This window comes from Xylanimonas ulmi, assembly GCF_004216535.1.
Lineage (GTDB): Bacteria > Actinomycetota > Actinomycetes > Actinomycetales > Cellulomonadaceae > Xylanimonas > Xylanimonas ulmi.
Window position 1 is genome coordinate 1,663,870 of the sequence record NZ_SGWX01000001.1, and the last position, 16,811, is coordinate 1,680,680.

The following is a 16,811-nucleotide window of genomic DNA, read 5'->3' on the forward strand; positions in this document are numbered from 1 at the left end:
GCCGCTCTCGCGCGGCGCCGGTGGGCGTAGGCGCGAGTGGGCCGCGTCAGTAGGCTCGGCCCATGCGCGCAGTTGCGGCCCGCGAGGCGGGCGGTCCCGAGGTCCTCACATCCGTCGAGCTGCCCGAGCCGGAGCCCGGGCCCGGCCAACTCCTGGTGCGCGTGGCGGCCGCGGGCGTCAACTTCATCGACACCTACCGGCGCTCGGGCCTCTACCCGATGCCGTACCCGCATGTCGTCGGGGTCGAGGGCGCCGGCGTCGTCACGGCTCTCGGCGAGCACGTCACCGGATTCGCGGTGGGTGACGAGGTCGCCTGGTGCGAGGCGCCCGGCAGCTACGCCGAGCTCGCGCTCGTGCCCGCGGCGGGCGCCGTCCGCGTCCCGACGGGGCTCGATCTGACGCTCGCCGCCGCGCTGCCGCTCCAGGGCGTCACCGCGCACTACCTGGTCGCCTCGACGTTCGCGGTGGGGCTGGGCCACGACGTCCTGCTGACCGCGGGCGCCGGCGGCGTGGGCCTGCTGGCGACCCAGCTCGCCGTCGCGCGCGGCGGGCGCGTCATCACCACGGTGTCCTCGGCCGAGAAGGCGGCCTTGTCGGCCGAGGCGGGCGCCGCCCACACCATCGACTACGCGGCAATGGCCGACATCACCGCCGAGCTGCCCACCGCCGTCCGGGCGCTGACGGGAGGCGAGGGCGTGCACGTGGTCTACGACGGCGTCGGGCGCTCGACCTTCGACGCCTCACTCGCATCGCTGCGCCGGCGCGGCACCCTCGTGCTGTTCGGCGCCGCCTCGGGGCCGGTCCCGCCCCTCGACCCGCAGCGGCTCAACCGCGCCGGGTCGCTGTACCTGACGCGGCCGACCATCGGCGACTACCTCGCCACCCGGGCCGAGGTCGAGTGGCGGTTCGGGGAGGTTCTCGGCGCGGCCGCGGCGGGCGACCTCGACGTGCGCGTGGGCGCGACCTTCCCGCTCGCCGAGGCCGGCCAGGCGCACCGCGCGCTCGAAGGGCGCCGCACCACCGGCAAGGTGCTGCTGATCCCCTGACGCGGGGCGTCGGGCGGCGCAGCGGGGCAGCGCCGGTCGCTCACGCCACCAGCGAAGCGAGGCGAGGGCGGCGAGGCCCGCGCCGACGGCGTTGAGCAGCACGTCGTCGACCGAGGAGACCCGGTCCAGGCGCAGGACGTATTGGGCGACCTCGATCATGACGGAGCAGCCCGCGCCCAGCGCCAGGATCCGGCCCACCGAGGCCCAGCGCGCGAACCGGATCGGCGCGAAGAACCCGAGCGCGGCGAAGACCAGAAGGTTGCCGACGATCTGGCCCACGTCCATCGACAGCAGGTCGAGCAGCGGGACGAGGCTCACGCGACCGTCGACCTGACCCGCGCGGCTGCCCGGCATCAACGTCAGCCAGACCCACGGCAGCGTGCCGTACACGATGCCGACCTCAGCCACGGCGGTGCGCCACGCCCACCGCGCGTCGACACCCCGCCGCCGCCTCCACCGCGCCACCGCCACCACGGTCATGGCGGCCAACGGGAGTCCGAGCACGGTCAGATACGCGACGCCGTTGATCGTGAGCAGCCAATCCGCCCAGCCGTGCATGCGCATCAGGCGCATCCCGATCATCGCTGCGCCCTCGGGTCCTGGGAGGCGTCGGCGTACATGGCGGGGCACCCGTCGTCGGCCGCCTGCGGACGCAGCTCGTAGTGCCAGGACTCGTTGGCGTAGATCTGGCACAGGCCGTATGCGGCGCCGTGCTCCGACAGCCATGCGGCCGCCGCGGCCCCGACGTCGACCGCCTCACCCGTGACGTGCGCGGACGCCGTCGGGCTCGCCACCCAGCGGGCGGCCTCCTCGGGTGAGCCGTAGGTGGCGACAGCGTCCGCCAGCAGACGCTCCTGCTCCTGAGCGCTGCGCCAGCCGCTGTTGACGACGAACTCGACCCCGGCGCCCGCCGCCGCGTCCGCCGCCTGGCGCAGGGCGGACAGCAGCGCCGGGTCGAGGTTGGCGAGGGCGGGCCTGTCGTCGTCGAGGGCTAAGGACGCGTGTGCGGGCGGCGCCGGCGACGCCGGGGGCGCCTGCGTCTCGGCGGTCGAGGCGAGCGCCGAGGGCCCCCACGCCGACAGATGCTGGAGTCCGACGACGCCGCACAGCGCCGCCGTGATCAGCGCCGCGGCGGACAGGAGCACTCGGCGTCGCCGGGTGGGCAAGGCCCGAGCCCGGGCGTGAGCGGTAGGGGTGATCATGCCACCAGCCCAGCCGCGCGCCCGTTGCCAGGGCGTATGCGGTTCTCGATACGCCGACGATATGTCCGGGCTCGTAGCATCGATGGTGCTATGCGTGTACTGATCGTGGAGGACGAGCCCTACCTGGCCCAGGCAGTCCGTGATGGGCTGCGCCTGGAGGCGATCGCGGCCGATATCGCCGGCGACGGCGAGACGGCCCTGGAGCTGCTGGCCGTCAACTCCTACGACGTCGCCGTCCTCGACCGCGACATCCCGGGGCCCTCGGGCGACGAGGTGGCCCGCAGCATCGTCGCCTCCGACAGCGGCACATCGATCCTCATGCTCACCGCGGCCGACCGGATCGACGACAAGGCCTCCGGGTTCGAGCTCGGCGCCGACGACTACCTCACCAAGCCCTTCGAGCTGCGTGAGCTCGTGCTCCGGCTGCGCGCCCTCGACCGGCGTCGCGGGCGCCGGCGCCCACCCGTCGTCGAGGTCGCCGGGCTGCGCCTCGACCCGTTCCGCCGGGAGGTCTACCGCGACGGACGCTATGTCGCACTCACCCGCAAGCAGTTCGCGGTGCTGGAGGTCCTCATGGCCGCCGACGGCGGCGTGGTCAGCGCCGAAGAGCTGCTCGAACGCGCGTGGGACGAGAACGCCGACCCCTTCACCAACGCGGTGCGGATCACGGTCTCCGCGCTGCGCAAGCGCCTCGGCGAGCCGTGGGTCATCGCCACCGTGCCCGGCGTCGGATACCGCGTCGAGGCCGCGGGGCTCGATCCGGCGAGCGGGACGGCGTGAGGATGGGCGCGCCCAGGCGACCCGGGGCGAGCGTGCGCGTGAAGCTCACGCTCTCCTACGCGGGGTTCCTGATGGTCGCCGGCGTGCTGCTCATCGCGGTGGTCTGGGTGTTTCTGCTGCGATACGTGCCGGATGCGGCGGTGCGCCTGCCGCAAGATTCGGCGCCGGGACGCCGTCCACTGCCCGACCTGTTCATCCCCGGCCGCTACGACCTGTGGCGGGCCTTCGCGCCACGCGCCGCGCTCGCCCTCGGGCTCCTGCTGGTTCTGGGGCTCGTCGGGGGCTGGCTGCTGGCGGGCCGGATGCTCTCGCCACTGCGCCGCGTGGCCGCGGTCGCGCGCGCCACCGCGCAAGGCTCGCTCAGCGAACGGGTCGCCCTGCCGGGTCGTCGCGACGAGCTGCGTGAGCTCGCCGACGCGTTCGACGCCATGCTCGACCGCGTCGAGGCCCATGTCGCCGAGCAGCGCAGGTTCGCGTCCAACGCCTCGCACGAGTTGCGCACCCCGCTCGCGGTCACCAAGACCCTGCTGGAGGTGGCCCGTGACGACCCGGACCGAGACGTCGACGACCTCCTGCGGCGTCTGGCCACGGTCAACACCCGGGCGATCGACCTCACCGAGGCGCTGCTGGTGCTCAGCCGCGCCGACCAACGCACGTTCACGCCCGAGCCCGTCGACCTGTCGCTCCTCGCCGAGCAGGCGGCCGAGACCCTCCTGCCGCTGGCCGAGCGGCGCGGCCTGGCCATCGTCGTCGACGGCGCGCCGGCCGAGGCGTTCGGCTCCCCCACGCTCCTCCTGCAGCTCGTCACGAACCTCGTGCACAACGCGATCGTCCACAACGAGCCCGAGCAGGGTCGCGTCTGGATCAGAGTCCGCCCCGCCGCGGGCCACGTGGACCTCGAGGTCGAGAACACCGGCGCGCCCGTGAGCCCGGATCAGGTCGCCACGCTGACCGAGCGGTTCAGGCGCGGCGCCGGACGGACCCACACGGACCACCCCGGCGTCGGCCTCGGCCTGGCGATCGTCAAGAGCATCACGCAGGCGCACGACGGGAGGCTCACCCTCGCGCCGCGGGACGGCGGTGGCCTGCGCGTGACGGTGCGACTGCCCGCCGCGCCGCCGACGTAGGCCGAGCGCGGACGACCGGTCCCACTGGCGGCGAGCGGCGGTCCTGCGCGAGAGTGAGGGGCGACACGCCCCATCCCCGATCGGCCGGCCGAGAGGCTCCCATGATCCTGACGGCGATCCTCGCGTGCGAGGTCGGCTTCTGGGTGGCGATCGTGGCCGGCCTGACCGCGCGCTACGTGCTGCGCCGTCCGCGCCTCGGCGCGGGCCTGCTCATCAGCGCCCCGGCGCTCGACGTCGTGCTGCTCGCGCTGGTCGCCGTCGACCTGGCGCGCGGCGGGGCGGCGTCCTGGCAGCACGGCCTCGCGGCGATCTATATCGGCGTGTCGGGGGCCTACGGCCGCCCGATGGTCGCCTGGGTCGACGTCCGGTTCGCGCACCGCTTCGCCGGCGGGCCACCGCCGCAGCGCCTGAGCGGCGCGCGCCACACCGCCAAGTGCTGGCGCGACGTGGGACGCACCATCGTCATGGGCGCCATCGCCTCGGCCATCTCGGGCGGCCTCATCTGGTGGGTCGACGACGCCTCACGCACCGCAGAGCTCACCGTCAACTTCCGGATCGTGGGGCTGATCCTGGCGATCGACACGCTGTGGGCGCTGAGCTACACCATCTGGCCCAAGCAGACGCCTCAGCAGGAGGCGGCCGAGGCGGCCTCGGGCGGCTGAGCCGCCCGAGGTCAGCGGCCCGTGAGCGTCTCGGCCAGCGGGTCCTCGGCGCCGGCGGGCAGCACGCGCAGGCGCCGCGCGGGGGGCCGCGCGCCGGCCGCGAGCTCGCGCAGCGAGGCCACCGTGTCGTGGGTGACGCGCAGGAACCAGCCCGAGCAGGCGTCGAGCTCGCCGCGCGCGACGGCCACCACGAGCTCGACCGTCCGCTCGACCGGCGTCCACTGCGTGCGACCGGCGTGCATGGGCATCGAGGCGGTCATGTCGGTCGCGACCACTCCCGGCGCGACCTCGAAGACGCGCAGCCCGCGCGCGAACCCGGCCTCGTGCAGATGGGCGCCGAGCCGCACGAGCGCCGTCTTGCCCACGTTGTAGGCGCTCGATCCGGCCATCTCGTGGCTGGAGGCGCCCGAGGCGAGGTGGACGAGACGCCCGCCCCCGCGGGCGAGCATGCGCGGCGCCAGCGTGTGCGCGAGCAGGAACGGCCCACGCACGTCGACCTCCACGGTGCGCCACCACTCCTCTGGGTCCGCCTCCCACGCGGGGACCTCGGCGTCGATCACCCCGGCGGCGTCGACCAGCAGGTCGACGCCCCCGAGCGTGTCCTCACCTCGGGCGACGGCGTCGCGCACCTGCGCGACGTCGGTCACGTCGGCGGGCAGCACGACGGCGCGGCGGCCGCTCGCGCGCACGCTCGCGGCGACATCGTCGAGCCTGGCGACGTCGCGCGCGAGGAGCGCGATGTCGAGGCCCGCTGCGGCCAGGCCCTGCGCGACGGCGCGGCCGATGCCGCGCGACGCGCCCGTGACCAGCGCGGTCCGGGCCGGCGGCGGCGTGGCCGCGACGGCCGACGACGACTGCCAGGTCGGCGCCGTCTCAGCCACGCAGCGTCGCCCCCACGCCGTCCGCGGCCGCGACGACGCCCTCGCGCACGGCGCGCACCTCGTCGGCCGAGAGCGTGCGGTCACCCGCCCGCAGGCGCACCGAGTACGCCAGCGACTTCTTGCCGGCGCCGAGCTGCTCGCCCGTGAACACGTCGAACAGCGTGACGTCCTCGAGCAGATCGCCGGCGCCGGCCACCACCGCCGCGCGCACGGTCTCGGCGGGCACATCGGCGTCGACGACGAACGCGAAGTCCTCCTTCGCGGCCGGGAACGCCGGGACGGGCGCGGCCGTGACGGGCTCGTCGCCCGCGGCCGCGACAAGCGCCGACAGGTCGAGCTCGAAGGCGACCGAGCGCGCCGGCAGCCCCGTGCGCTCGACGACCTTGGGATGCAGCTCCCCCGCGTGGCCCACGACGACGCCGCCCGCCACGAGCCGCGCACAGCGGCCGGGGTGCCAGGGCATCGTCTCGGTGTCGGGCTCGACGCTCACCCCGACGCCCACGCGCTGCGCCACGAGCCGCGCGGCGTCCAGGGCGTCGGCCCAGTCCGCGGCCCGCCCCTCGCCCCACCAGCCGGCCGGGGCGCGTCGGCCCGTGAGCACGCCCGCCACGTGACGCGGCTGCGCCGGGACGGCGGCCGCGAGCGCCGCGAGCTCGTCCTGGGACGGGCGCACGCCGACGGGCAGCGACGGCGCGGCGGGAGCGTCGGCGCCCGGCAGGGTCACCAGCCCCACCTCGAAGACCGCGACGTCGGGCAGGCCGCGCGCGACATTGCGACGCGCGGTCTCCACGAGCGTGGCCAGCAGCGACGTGCGCAACAGTGGACGGTCCTCGGCGAGCGGGTTGGCCAGGCGCACCGCGGTGCGGCGCGCGTCGCCCTGGGGCAGGCCCAGCGCGTCGAGCTCGCCGGGTCCGATGAACGGGTAGGACAGCGTCTCGACGAGCCCGGCCTCGGCGAGGGCGCGGGCGACCGAGCGGCGCGCGCGCTGCTCGACGGTCAGGCCGCGGCCGCCAGGGGCGGCGGGCAGCACCGACGGCACCTGGTCGTAGCCGGCGATGCGGACGATCTCCTCGACCAGCGCGACGCGCTCGGTCAGGTCGGGCCGCCAGGTCGGCGGGGTCACCACGACCGAGTCGTCGGCGCCGGGCGCCACGACGCAGCCGATCTGCTCCAGGATGCCGACGACCTGCTCGCGGGTGTACTCGACGCCCGCGACGCGCGTGGCGAGCCCGACCGGCAGCGTGATCGGGGCCGGGGCGGCCGTCGCGTCGAGGTCGCTCACGGCCGGGTCGGCGACACCGCCGCCGTGCTCGACCAACAGGTCGACGACGCGCTGCGCCGCGACCGCGGACAGGCGCGGGTCCACGCCGCGCTCGAAGCGCTTGGCCGCCTCCGAGGGCAGCTTGTGGCGCCGGGCGCTGCGCGCGACCGAGATCGGGTCGAAGTGCGCGGCCTCGACCAGCACCGCCGTCGTCGTCGCGGAGACCTCGGACGAGGCGCCGCCCATGACGCCCGCGATGCCGAGCACGCGGCTCGCGCGCTCACCCGCCGGCGAGTCGGTGATGAGCAGGTCCTCGGGGTCGAGCGCGCGGTCGACGTCGTCGAGCGTCGTCAGGCGCTCGCCCGCTGCGGCGCGGCGGACCACGATGGGTGCGGCGACCTTGTCGAGGTCGTAGGCGTGCAGCGGCTGGCCCAGGTCGAGCATGACGTAGTTCGTCACGTCGACCGCCAGCGAGATCGAGCGCATGCCCGAGCCCTCCAGGCGCCGGCGCATCCACGCGGGCGTCGGCGCGGCCGGGTCGATGCCGCGCACGACGCGCGTGACGAACCGGTCGCAGCCGACCGCGCCGTTCAGCGGCGCGGCGTCGTCGACCTCGACCGCGAACCCGTCCGGCGTCGCGGCCGGCGGGGCCGCCGTCAGGCTCTCGGGCAGGCCGCGGTCGGTGAAGCGGGCGCCGGTCGAGTGCGCGTACTCGCGCGCGACACCGCGGTAGCTGAACGCGTACCCGCGGTCCGGGGTCACGTTGATCTCCAGCACCTCGTCGCCCAGGCCCAGCAGGGCGATCGCGTCCTGGCCCGGGGTCAGCGCCGACTCGTCGAAGCCGAGGCGCGGCAGGACGATGATGCCGTCGTGGTCCTCGCCCAGGCCCAGCTCGCGCTGCGAGCAGATCATGCCGTCGGAGACATGCCCGTAAGTCTTGCGGGCCGCGATGGGGAACGGTCCAGGCAGCACCGTGCCGGGCAGCGCGACGACGACGAGGTCGCCGACGCCGAAGTTGTGCGCGCCGCAGATGATGCCGCGGGCGCCGCCGGGCGGGATGTCGGCGTCGTCGACGCCCTTGATCTGCGCGGCGTTGTGCTCCGGGCCGACGTCGACCAGGCACCAGTTGATGGTCTTGCCGTTCTTCTGCGGCTCGGGCGTCTGGGCGAGCACCCGTCCGACGACCAGCGGCCCGCTCACCTTGGCGGCGTGGACCGCCTCCTCCTCAAGGCCGACGCGCACCAGGTCGGCGGCGAGCTGCTCGGCCGTAAGGCCGTGGGGAAGCTCGACGTGCTCGGCGAGCCACTCCGTGACGACGAGGGGCATCAGATCTCCGTCCCGAACTGGGTGGAGAAGCGGACGTCGCCCTCCACGATGTCGTGCATATCTGCGATCGAGTGACGCAGCATGAGCGTGCGCTCGATGCCCATCCCGAACGCGAAGCCCTGGTACTCCTCGGGGTCGACGTCGGCGGCGCGCAGCACATTGGGGTGCACCATGCCGCAGCCGCCCCACTCGATCCAGCCCGGACCGCCCTTCTTCTGCGGGAACCACAGGTCCATCTCGGCCGAGGGCTCGGTGAAGGGGAAGAAGGAGGGGCGCAGGCGCGTCTTGGCCTCGGGGCCGAACATGGCGCGCGCGAACGCGTCGAGCGTGCCCACGAGGTTCGCCATGGTCAGTCCCTTGTCGATGGCCAAGCCCTCGACCTGGTGGAACACGGGCGTGTGGGTCGCGTCGAGCGCGTCGGTGCGAAACACCTTGCCCGGGCACGCGATGTACAGGGGCACGCCGCGCGCGATGAGGCTGCGGGCCTGGACCGGGCTCGTGTGCGTGCGCAGCACGAGGTTCTTGCCGCCGTCGACGTAGAACGTGTCCTGCATCTGGCGCGCCGGGTGGTCCGGTCCGAAGTTCAGGGCGTCGAAGTTAAACCACTCGGCCTCGACCTCGGGGCCGTCGGCGATCTCCCAACCCATGCCGACGAAGAAGTCGGCGACGCGCTCCTGGATCGACTCGATCGGGTGCCGCGCGCCCACCGGGCGGCGACCGGTCGGCAGCGTGACGTCGACCGCCTCCTCCAGCAGCACCCGCTCGTCGCGCTCGGCCTCCAGCTCGGCCTGCCGCGCGGCGATCGCCTGGGCGACCTGGCCGCGGCGCGGGCCCACGTTCTTGCCCGCGGCCGCCTTGTCCGGCCCGGGCAGCGCGCCGATCGCACGGTTGGCCAGGGCGAGCGCGCTGCGGTCGCCGGTGTGCGCCGTGCGCACGGCCTTGAGCGCGTCGAGATCGCGCGCCCCCGCGACGTCGGCGAGCGCCGTGGCGAGCGCCGCGTCGAGCGCGGCGACGTCGAGCGGGCTCGGGCCCTCGGGCTGGGGCTCGGCAAGTGCAGACATGGCACCTTCCACTGATCGAGGCGGGTTCACGGCCGCGCGGCGCTCTCGCGCGACGGCGCAGGCCGGGGATCAGTCTAGGCGGCTGGGCGTGGACCGGGCGGCGTGGGACGCCGTCGCGCCCGCTCACCCGGCCCGGGCGTCATCCACGGCCGAGCGCGAGCACCGCCACATCGCGGTGCAGCGGGCCGCCCGAACGTCCGGCGCCCAGCTCGGAGGCGACGACGTGGACGGACGTGACGCGCCAGGCCGGGCCACGGTAGACCGCGAGCGCATGCGCCCAGGCGGCGAGCGGCGCGCCCTCCTCGACCCGGCCGCGCGGGCGGCGCGAGCCACCGCGGTCCGTCATCCCACGGCTCGTCATGCCGCGCTGCGCGACGCGTGACGCCGACGCTCTGGCCAGCGTCAGGTGCGGGCGTCCCCCGGCGCGGTCGTCCGCGCGCAGGCCCGCCTCGGCCGCGGCCTCGCCGACGGCGGCCGCCAGTTCACGCAGTCCCGGGAGGCCCTCCCCGACCCCCACCCACAGCGTGCGTCCGCCGAACGAGCCACCGCCCGCCAGCGCGACCTCGAACGGCTCGACCAGGGCGAGCGCCGCGGCGAGCGACGTCGCGTAGCCCGGCACGGCGCCGTCGGGCGCCTCGCCGTGGAAGGCCAGGGTCACGTGCCGCTGCTCCTTGGGCGTCCAGCGCAGCCCGGCGCCCGGGTCGGCGACGGCGGCGCCGCCGATGGAGCCCAGCGCGAGGTCGAGGTGCGCGGACGCCTCCGCGGAAGGGTAGACGGCGGTGAACAGGCGCATAGGTCGATCGTCGCAGGTGCGTGGGCGGGGTCTCGACAGGCTCGACCGGCGGGACGGTGCGGGCGGGGGTCTCGACAGGCTCGACCGGCGGGACGGTGCGGGCGGGGTCTCGACGGGCTCGACCGGCGGGGAGGCGGGGAGGTGGAGGCGCGGGCTCGGCGGGTGTCAGCGGTGGGCGCGGCTTGAGGCGTAGAGGCAGACGGTGGCGGCTGTCGCGAGGTTGAGGGACTCGGCCCTGCCGCGGATCGGCACACGCACGACGGCGTCGGCGAGCGCGCGGTCGGGCTCGGCCAGGCCCCATGCCTCGTTGCCGAACACCCAGGCGGTGGGCGCGGCGAGGTCGGGCGCGCCCGCGGCGCGTTCACCCGCCGCACCGGCGACGTCGAGCAGGTCGTCGAGGTCGAGGTCGCCCGCGCCGTCGGCGGCGAGCACAGTGAGCCCGGCGGCGCGCACGGCGTCGACGACGTCGGCGAGCGGGACACCCGCGACGACGGGCACGTGGAACAGCGAGCCCGCCGTCGAGCGCACGACCTTCGGGTTGTGCACGTCGACGCTCTCGCCCGCGAGCACGACCAGGTCGGCGCCGGCGGCGTCGGCGGCGCGGATGACGGCGCCGGCGTTGCCGGGGTCGCGCACGGTGGCCAGCACCGCCACGAGCGGCGGGCGGCGCCCGCCCGCATCGCCCGCGCGCGCGCCGTCGAGCCCCGCGAGCGCGTCAGCCAGGGCGAGTGGCCGGCTGTCGACGACGGCGAGCACGCCCTGGGCGTCGGGGCTCATGGCCTCCAGGACCTCGCGCGTGCCGAGGTGCACGTAGAGCCCCGCGGCGCGCGCCTGCGTGAGGATCTCGTCGTAGCGCTCGGCGGTCGCGGGGGTCAGATAGACGTCGCGCACGGACTCGGGGGCGAATCGCACGGCCTCGCGCACGCCCTGCGGCCCCTCGACCAGGAACCGTCCGTGCCGCTGACGCGCAGAACGCCCGGACAGCGCCCGCACCTGCTTGACGCGGTCGGCTCGCGGGTTCGCGAGCGACACGTCGAGGGTCGGGCCCGTCCGGGCGTCCGGTGCGCTCAACTCAGGCAGCGGCCTTGGGCGCGTTGACGTCCGCGGGCAGCGCCTTCTTGGCGACCTCGACGAGCGCGTTGAACGCGGCCACGTCGTTGACCGCCAGCTCGGCGAGCATGCGGCGGTCGACCTCGACACCCGCCAGGCCGAGGCCCTGGATGAAGCGGTTGTAGGTGATCCCCTGGGCGCGGGCCGCAGCGTTGATGCGCTGGATCCACAGCTTGCGGAAGTCGCCCTTCTTGACCTTGCGGTCGCGGTAGGCGTAGACGAGGGAGTGGGTGACCTGCTCCTTCGCCTTGCGGTAAAGGCGCGAGCGCTGGCCGCGGTAACCGCTGGCGCGCTCGAGGGTCGTACGGCGCTTCTTCTGGGCGTTGACCGCCCGCTTCACGCGTGCCACGTGATGCTCCTTGTGATTCGGGGCCCGAAGTGCTCCGCGCGGTCATGCTGACCGCGCCGGGAGGTCACTTGCCGAGCAGCTTCTTGATCTTCTTGACGTCGGCGGGCGCGACGACCTGGTCCTGGGCCAGACGCCGCGTGCGAGTGCTCGGCTTGTGCTCGAACAGGTGGCGGGCGTTCGCCTGCTCGCGCATGACCTTGCCGCTCCCGGTGATCCGGAAGCGCTTCTTGGCGCCGGAGTGCGTCTTGTTCTTCGGCATGACTGCCGTCTCTCCTCGTGTCGGTCACCCACCCCGAAGGGCGGGGACGTGGTGCGGGCGACGGGTTGCCGTCGCCCGGATTCATCGGTTGCTGGTCAGCCGCCTCAGCGTGGGCTGCGCGGGCTGGGCTTGGGCGCGATCGGCTTGGGCGCGACCGGCTTGGGCGCCGCCGGCTTCGCCGCGACGGGCTTGGCCACCGTCGGCTTCGGCGCGGGGCGCGCAGGAGCCGGCTTCACCGCAGCAGGAACCGGGCGCGGGGCCGGCGGACGCGGGGCCGTCGGAGCCTTCGCGGGCGCCGCAGCCCGGGGGGCGGCGGGCGCCTGCGGCTCCGGCACGACCGGGGCCGGGGCCGGGGCCGCGTCAGCCTGGGCGGTCGCGGCCGCGACGACGTCCGCGAACGGGACCGCAGCCTCCTGCGGCTCCTCCTGCGCCCGGGCGGGCTCCGGAGCCGACTCGAACTCCACCTCGTCCTCGTCACCGCCCGCCGCGGCGCGACGCGCCTCGGACTTGGTGATGCGCTGGGCGTTGACCGCCGAGGCGCGCTTGCGCTGCTCGGCCTTGGCGTCCGCCTTCTTCTTCATCGGGCCGAGCACCATGGTCATGTTGCGCCCGTCCTGCTTGGGCATCGACTCCACGTTGCCGAGGTCGGCGACCTCCTCCGCGAGACGCGTCAGCAGGCGCACGCCCATCTCGGGGCGCGACTGCTCGCGACCGCGGAACATGATCATGACCTTGACCTTGTCGCCGCCCTCAAGGAAGCGGACGACGTGGCCCTTCTTGGTCTCGTAGTCGTGCGGGTCGATCTTGAGGCGGAAGCGGATCTCCTTGAGAACCGTGTTGGCCTGGTTACGCCGCGCCTCACGCGCCTTCATGTCGGACTCGTACTTGAACTTGCCGAAGTCCATGAGCTTGGCGACCGGCGGACGAGCGTCCGGGGCGACCTCGACCAGGTCGAGGTCGGCGTCCTGGGCGAGCTTCAGGGCGACTGCCGTGGCGACAACGCCGACCTGCTCTCCGCCAGGACCGATGAGCCGGACCTCGGGGACGCGGATCCGGTCGTTGATGCGAGGCTCGCTGATGGTGATGCTCCTAGGAATCGTCGGTGGACCGCCGGGAACGAGGAAAGGCCCCCGCCCTGAGCATCAGGATGGAGGCCTTCGGTATGCCCGGCCACGGAGCGGCGACGCCGCGCCCGCGAGCGGGTGGACGGCGACCACCCCGTCCGGGGTCGTTCCGTCCGACCGGACCCGGACCCTGTCGGCCTGCGCCAGTCGGAACTCGGGTGGGAGGTGATCCACTTGATGCACCCGGCTGGGCTCACGAGCTCTCGGTGAGGGCTTGCGGATCCTGCCGGGTCGGTCAGCGGTCTAGATTAGCACGGGACGGACGGCTTCCCGAAGCCCACCGGGAGCGCGTGGGCGACATCACCCTCCGCCGAGTTCATCGGCTCGATGGCCGCGGACACCTATGATCCCCCCATGAGCACCACCGCCAGCGCCGCCGAGCAGGCCGCACGCGACATCGCCGACGTCCCCGCCGTCGAAGTCATCACCTCCGCGGCCGTACATCTGATGAGCGCGGCGGCGGTCAAGTGCGGACTCGCCGAGGACGCCGAGGAGCAGGGCCACCTCGACCTCGACGAGGCCCGCAAGCTCATCACCGCGCTCGCCGCGCTCGTGACCGCCTCGGCGCCCGACGTCGGCACCATGCACGCACGCTCGCTGCGCGACGGCCTGCGCACGCTCCAACTCGCCTTCCGCGAGGCGTCGGTCATCCCCGACGCGCCCGGCGAGGGCCCCGGTGAGAAGTACACCGGCAGCGTCGTCTGAGGCGCTGAGAGGAGGAGCCCCGTGAGCGACGAGCGCCCCGACTGGTTCGACGCCGCTGCGCAAGGGCAACACCCCGGTGAGCCGGCGGCGTGGTCGCAGCCCGCCGTCGTCCCCGCCCGCGCGCGCACCCGTCGCGGCGTCGCCGCCGTCGTCGTGCTGAGCGTGCTGCTGGTCGGCGCGCTCGCCCTCGGCGGCTACCTCTGGCTCGCCGCCGACCGCTGGCGCGCCGACTCGGGCGCGTGGCAGGCCCAGGCCCACGCGCAAGCGCAGCGCGTCGCAGAGCTGGAGGCCGACCTGGAGGCGTCGAGCCAGGAGTTGACCTCGGCCCGCGACCAGCTCGCGACGGCCACGGCCCGCATCACGACGCTGGCCGACGAGAAGGCCCAGTTGGGCGACACGAACGCGGCCACGCAGCAGTACCTCGACTACCAGCGCCGTGTCAGCGAGGCGGCGGGCGTCGTCGCCGACGCCCTCGGCCGCTGCACCGCCGGGCAGTCGCAGCTCATCACCTACCTGCGCGCCCCCGAGCAATACGACGCCGACGACCTCGACCGGTTCGCCGGCGAGGTGGACGCGCTGTGCCAGCAGGCGACCGACGCGAACACGCAACTTCAGCAGGAGCTGGCCCAGTGACACGTCGGTCCCGCCCGCTGCGCGCGGCAGCCGGGCTCGCCGCGGCGTGCGCGCTCGCGGCATGCGGCGCCGTGCCCCCGTTCCCGACACTGCCCACCGCGGCGCCGTCCGACATCGTCGCGAGCGACCTGGCGCCGACGGCGTCCGCGCCCGCGGCGCCGTCGATCGCGCCGTCCGACGCCGCCGCACTGTCACCCGACGGGTTCGACGCCGTGCAGCGCATGGCGGTGCGCATCCGCAACGTCGGATGCGGGCGCATCTCGACCGGCTCGGGCTTTGCGATCGACCAGAACACGCTCATCACCAACCGCCACGTGGTCGCCGACGCCGCCTCGCTCCAGGTCAGCACGTACGACGGGCGCGACGTGCAGGTCGCGACGGCGAGCACCGCGGCGCTGGCCGACCTGGCCGTCGTGCGCACGGCGGACCCGCTGCCCTCGGCGCCGCAGCTCAGCGACACCGATCCGGTGGCGGGCGACCCCGTGACCGTCGTCGGCTACCCCGAGGGTGGCGCGCTGACCGTGACGCACGGCACCGTGCTCGGGCCCACCAACGACCCACTCCACGAGAACCTGGGCGAGGTGCTGGTCACCGACGCGCCCGTCGAGCCAGGCTCGTCGGGGTCGGCGGCGCTCGACGAGGCGGGGCGCGTGGTCGGCGTCGTCTACGCCAAGACCGACGACAACCGCTCTTTGCTGGTGCCGGTCTCGACGCTGCGCGCGCTGCTGGCCGACGCGGCGGCGTTCGCGCCCGTGACGCCCTGCTCGTAGGAGCGCGGGGGGGTCTCGACAGGCTCGACCGCCGGTGGGCTCGACCGCCGGTGGGCTCGACCGCCGTAGCGGCTCGACCGCCGGTGGGCGCGACCGGTGGCGCCGTCAGTGGGCGGCGCCGACCCGCAGTTCGAGGGAGTCGACGCGGTCGGCGATGACGCTCGACGCGCCCAGGCGCGCGTTGACCTGACTCAGCACGGCCTGTAGCCCCGCACGGTCGAGCCCGGCGTCGAGCGTCAGCACGACGGCGACCTCGGCGGTGCGGCCCGGCTGCGCGTCGACCCGGACCACGTGCTGGACCGGCTCCGCCGCCAGGCGCACGGCGGCGAGCACCTCGCCGTCGACGACGATTCCGTCGGCTGTGGGCACGAGCGCGGGCTCCCACGCGCGCCCCTGCGCCAGCGCCCACACGGCCGGCCGCGGCACGGTCACCGGGACCGGACCCGCGGGGTCGACCACGAGCAGCGACCAGTCCTCGCCCACCGCCGACAGGGCCGCGCGCGCGGCCTCGACCGGCACGGGCCGGGCGCTCGCGCGCCACGCCCGCATCGACTCGACGCTCGTGAAGACCGGCAGGGCGCGCCGCCCGTCGGGCGCCTCCAGCGCGACGACGCCCGAGGACGCCTCCTTGTCGACGTGCAGCTCCTGTCCCTCGGCCCCGGACGGATGCGCGACGGCGTCGGCGACCTCGAGCTCCGCGAGCACCGGCACGAGCACCCGCGCGGCGGCGAGCCGGGCGACCACGTCGCGCAGCGGTGTGATGCCCTTGGCGTAGCCGGCGAGCAGCGCCGCGAGCTGCGGATCGGCCGATCCGTCGTCACCCGCGAACTGCGAGGTCGGCTGGAGCGAGCGCAGGTGGCCCGGCAGAGCCGTGCCGTCGCCCGCGTCGCCGTGCGCGGGCTCGCTCACGGCTGGCCCGCGACGTCGAGCGCCTCGGGCAGTGTGAACGCGCCCGCGTACAGCGCCTTGCCGACGACGGCGCCCTCGACGCCGCCCGGCACGAGCTCGCGCAGGACGCGCAGGTCGTCGAGCGAGGAGATGCCACCCGAGGCGACCACCTTGGCGGGTGTGCGCGCGGCGACCTCACGCAGCAGGTCGACATTGGGGCCGCGCAGCGTGCCGTCCTTGGTCACGTCCGTGACGACGTAGCGTGAGCACCCGGCCTCGTCGAGGCGCGCCAGGACCTCCCACAGGTCGCCGCCCTCCTGGGTCCAGCCGCGCGCCGCGAGCGTCGTGCCGCGCACGTCGAGCCCCACCGCGACCTGGTCGCCGTACCGGTCGATGACCCGCGCGGTCCACTCGGGGTCCTCCAGCGCCGCGGTGCCGATGTTGACGCGACGGGCGCCCGTCGCCAGGGCGCGCTCGAGCGAGGCGTCGTCGCGGATGCCGCCCGAGAGCTCGACCCGCACGTCGAGGCGCGCGACGACGTCGGCGAGCAGGTCGGCGTTCGAGCCACGGCCGAAAGCCGCGTCGAGGTCCACGAGGTGGACCCATTCGGCGCCGCCCGACTGCCAGTCGAGCGCGGCGGCCAGCGGGTCGCCATAGGACGTCTCGGAGCCGGCCTCGCCCTGGACGAGGCGCACGGCCTGGCCGTCCGCGACGTCGACGGCGGGCAGGAGCACGAGGCGTTCGGTCATCAGATCTCCGTTCTTGGCGGCCGGAGCGGGTCGCCGTCGGGGCGGGTGGTTTCGACGGGCTCAACCACCGGGGTCGGGCGGGTGG

The 16,811-nt window shown here is 74.9% G+C and carries 17 protein-coding genes and 2 pseudogenes; 7 read left to right on the forward strand and 12 right to left on the reverse strand.

Features of this window, described 5'->3' with window-relative positions; all coding sequences use genetic code 11:
- Positions 1-62 precede the first annotated feature (62 nt).
- A complete protein-coding gene (locus EV386_RS07650) occupies positions 63-1,046 on the forward strand; it encodes a quinone oxidoreductase family protein (RefSeq protein WP_130413803.1) in 984 nt (327 codons plus the stop codon).
- 72 nt (positions 1,047-1,118) lie between these two features.
- Here the strand turns inward: EV386_RS07650 and EV386_RS18975 are convergent.
- Positions 1,119-1,628, reverse strand: a pseudogene (locus EV386_RS18975) (VanZ family protein); the annotation flags it as partial.
- Positions 1,625-2,212 (reverse strand): M15 family metallopeptidase, encoded by a 588-nt coding sequence (locus tag EV386_RS07660; protein WP_242607878.1) that lies wholly within the window; start codon positions 2,210-2,212, stop codon positions 1,625-1,627. The pseudogene EV386_RS18975 and the gene EV386_RS07660, both read right to left, overlap by 4 nt.
- A 126-nt stretch (positions 2,213-2,338) precedes the next feature.
- Between EV386_RS07660 and EV386_RS07665 the strand changes: the two genes are divergently transcribed.
- The 3 genes from EV386_RS07665 (at position 2,339) to EV386_RS07675 (ending at position 4,817) form a co-directional block, all read left to right on the forward strand.
- Positions 2,339-3,028: a response regulator transcription factor gene (locus tag EV386_RS07665; RefSeq protein ID WP_130413807.1), complete on the forward strand. Its 690-nt coding sequence runs from the start codon at positions 2,339-2,341 to the stop codon at positions 3,026-3,028.
- A 2-nt stretch (positions 3,029-3,030) separates the two neighbouring features.
- Positions 3,031-4,155, forward strand: a complete 1,125-nt coding sequence (locus EV386_RS07670) for a sensor histidine kinase (protein ID WP_130413809.1) — start codon at positions 3,031-3,033, stop codon at positions 4,153-4,155.
- A gap of 101 nt (positions 4,156-4,256) precedes the next feature.
- On the forward strand, positions 4,257-4,817 hold the full coding sequence (locus EV386_RS07675; protein WP_130413811.1) for a hypothetical protein: 561 nt from the start codon (positions 4,257-4,259) through the stop codon (positions 4,815-4,817).
- Between the two features lie 11 nt (positions 4,818-4,828).
- Here the strand turns inward: EV386_RS07675 and EV386_RS07680 are convergent, their stop codons facing one another.
- The 8 genes and pseudogenes from EV386_RS07680 to infC form a co-directional block, all read right to left on the reverse strand.
- A complete protein-coding gene (locus EV386_RS07680; protein ID WP_130413813.1) occupies positions 4,829-5,698 on the reverse strand; it encodes an SDR family NAD(P)-dependent oxidoreductase in 870 nt (289 codons plus the stop codon).
- Positions 5,691-8,285, reverse strand: coding sequence for a phenylalanine--tRNA ligase subunit beta (gene pheT, locus EV386_RS07685; protein ID WP_130413815.1), 2,595 nt, complete (start codon positions 8,283-8,285; stop codon positions 5,691-5,693). The genes EV386_RS07680 and pheT overlap by 8 nt, the downstream gene beginning before the upstream one ends.
- The gene (gene pheS, locus EV386_RS07690) at positions 8,285-9,346 is read right to left on the reverse strand and encodes a phenylalanine--tRNA ligase subunit alpha (protein ID WP_130413817.1); all 1,062 of its coding nucleotides are present in this window, start codon (positions 9,344-9,346) and stop codon (positions 8,285-8,287) included. The genes pheT and pheS overlap by 1 nt, the downstream gene beginning before the upstream one ends.
- A 139-nt stretch (positions 9,347-9,485) precedes the next feature.
- On the reverse strand, positions 9,486-10,139 hold the full coding sequence (gene thpR / locus EV386_RS07695) for an RNA 2',3'-cyclic phosphodiesterase (protein ID WP_130413819.1): 654 nt from the start codon (positions 10,137-10,139) through the stop codon (positions 9,486-9,488).
- Between the two features lie 165 nt (positions 10,140-10,304).
- Complete coding sequence (locus EV386_RS07700; protein WP_130413821.1) at positions 10,305-11,210, reverse strand: TrmH family RNA methyltransferase; 906 nt, start codon at positions 11,208-11,210, stop codon at positions 10,305-10,307.
- A 1-nt stretch (position 11,211) separates the two neighbouring features.
- Positions 11,212-11,598: a 50S ribosomal protein L20 gene (rplT, locus tag EV386_RS07705; protein ID WP_130413823.1), complete on the reverse strand. Its 387-nt coding sequence runs from the start codon at positions 11,596-11,598 to the stop codon at positions 11,212-11,214.
- A 64-nt stretch (positions 11,599-11,662) separates the two neighbouring features.
- Positions 11,663-11,857 carry a 50S ribosomal protein L35 gene (gene rpmI / locus EV386_RS07710; RefSeq protein ID WP_111249828.1) on the reverse strand — a complete coding sequence of 65 codons (195 nt, stop codon included), beginning with the start codon at positions 11,855-11,857 and terminating at the stop codon, positions 11,663-11,665.
- Between the two features lie 485 nt (positions 11,858-12,342).
- A pseudogene (gene infC, locus EV386_RS18980) lies at positions 12,343-12,936 on the reverse strand (translation initiation factor IF-3); the annotation flags it as partial.
- A 399-nt stretch (positions 12,937-13,335) separates the two neighbouring features.
- On the opposite strand from infC, the gene EV386_RS07720 reads away from it, so the two are divergent.
- The 3 genes from EV386_RS07720 to EV386_RS07730 are packed head-to-tail and all read left to right on the forward strand — an operon-like array spanning position 13,336 to position 15,089.
- The gene (locus tag EV386_RS07720; protein ID WP_130413826.1) at positions 13,336-13,686 is read left to right on the forward strand and encodes a DUF1844 domain-containing protein; all 351 of its coding nucleotides are present in this window, start codon (positions 13,336-13,338) and stop codon (positions 13,684-13,686) included.
- A 21-nt stretch (positions 13,687-13,707) separates the two neighbouring features.
- Entirely contained in the window at positions 13,708-14,319 is a 612-nt protein-coding gene (locus tag EV386_RS07725) for a hypothetical protein (RefSeq protein WP_242607879.1), read from the forward strand.
- Positions 14,316-15,089 carry a S1C family serine protease gene (locus tag EV386_RS07730; protein WP_242607880.1) on the forward strand — a complete coding sequence of 258 codons (774 nt, stop codon included), beginning with the start codon at positions 14,316-14,318 and terminating at the stop codon, positions 15,087-15,089. The genes EV386_RS07725 and EV386_RS07730 overlap by 4 nt, the downstream gene beginning before the upstream one ends.
- Before the next feature lie 105 nt (positions 15,090-15,194).
- On the opposite strand, the gene EV386_RS07735 is transcribed toward EV386_RS07730, so the two are convergent.
- The gene (locus tag EV386_RS07735; protein WP_242607881.1) at positions 15,195-15,998 is read right to left on the reverse strand and encodes an SseB family protein; all 804 of its coding nucleotides are present in this window, start codon (positions 15,996-15,998) and stop codon (positions 15,195-15,197) included.
- Complete coding sequence (gene priA / locus EV386_RS07740; RefSeq protein ID WP_130413827.1) at positions 15,995-16,726, reverse strand: bifunctional 1-(5-phosphoribosyl)-5-((5-phosphoribosylamino)methylideneamino)imidazole-4-carboxamide isomerase/phosphoribosylanthranilate isomerase PriA; 732 nt, start codon at positions 16,724-16,726, stop codon at positions 15,995-15,997. Before priA ends, EV386_RS07735 begins: the two co-directional genes overlap by 4 nt.
- Positions 16,727-16,811 lie beyond the last annotated feature (85 nt).